This window comes from Salinivibrio sp. ML323, assembly GCF_001995745.1.
Classification (GTDB): Bacteria; Pseudomonadota; Gammaproteobacteria; order Enterobacterales; family Vibrionaceae; genus Salinivibrio; species Salinivibrio kushneri.
Genome location: NZ_MUES01000059.1, coordinates 1 through 1038, shown reverse-complemented (window position 1 = coordinate 1038; position 1038 = coordinate 1). Strand labels below are relative to the sequence as shown.

Below are 1038 nucleotides of genomic sequence, written 5' to 3'. Positions count from 1 at the left end.
CTAGCGGGCTGAGGAGGAAGTCGTTATGATGCCTCTCCTCAATGACCAACCGGTAAATCCCTTCGTTATGTTTTCAATTGTCGACCAAAACCAACACTTTGTGGTGATCAATAAGCACCACGGCGTTAGCGTGCAGAAAGAGGCCGATGAAGCGGCACTGTTACCTGCGGTCGCGGCGTATATTGGGGTTGAGAAGGTCTACCTTGTGCATCGTTTAGATAAGATGACGTCGGGCTTGCTGCTGCTGGCAACGTCCTCTCATGCGGCGTCTGTCCTCTCAGGATTGTTCGCGTCACGCGAGATAGAAAAGTTCTATTTGGCATTAAGTGCGAAAAAGCCGCGTAAGAAACAGGGATTGATTGTCGGGGATATGGGTAAAGGTCGGCGAGGCAGCTGGAAGTTGCTTGCCAGCAAAGATAACCCTGCTAGGACGCGTTTTATCTCTATTGCAGGCGGTGAGGGGCGGCGATTTTTTCTCTGTCGGCCTTACACGGGTAAAACCCATCAAATTCGCGTGGCGATGAAAAGCATTGGCTCTCCGCTTATCGGTGAGTTATCGGGACAGGCACTTTTGGAGAGTTATCGGCGAGTTATCGGGACAGGCACTTTTGATTACTTTTGATTAGGCTGCTTAGCGTTGCTCCGTTAACATACAGCTAGGCGGTTCTCGGTATTTGAAGGAGGTAAATCATGGCTGAGCATGATACAGAAAAGACCATTCCCGAGCGAGAGCGGCGGCGGTTTGCGGTGTCGGCTAACCGAGGCAAAGCGAGTCATCGTATTCGCTACGTCGAGACGGGCGGTGCCTCGGTGGATAATGAAGAGTGCACATTTTGCCAAGCGGTACCGGGTTTGAGTGATCAGCCGGAGAATGAAGAGAGCCGAGACGCTTCGCTTCTAGAGACGAGAGACTAGATCGAGCCGCCTCGTGCTCGCATTGGGGCTATTGCTTTTTCTGTACTCTGTATTCCGTCATCGGTATTCGGGATCGTGAATATGGAGAAGAACGAGAAGCAGTACCTAGGTCCTAGGATCCTA

The 1038-nt window shown here is 51.4% G+C and carries 2 protein-coding genes; both read left to right on the top strand.

Annotated elements, in window-relative coordinates:
- Nucleotides 1–25: 25 nt before the first annotated feature.
- Nucleotides 26–622, top strand: a complete 597-nt coding sequence (locus BZG13_RS15070; protein WP_241824825.1) for a TIGR01621 family pseudouridine synthase — start codon at nucleotides 26–28, stop codon at nucleotides 620–622.
- A gap of 68 nt (nucleotides 623–690) precedes the next feature.
- The gene (locus BZG13_RS15065) at nucleotides 691–915 is read left to right on the top strand and encodes a hypothetical protein (RefSeq protein WP_077487198.1); all 225 of its coding nucleotides are present in this window, start codon (nucleotides 691–693) and stop codon (nucleotides 913–915) included.
- Nucleotides 916–1038: the final 123 nt, after the last annotated feature.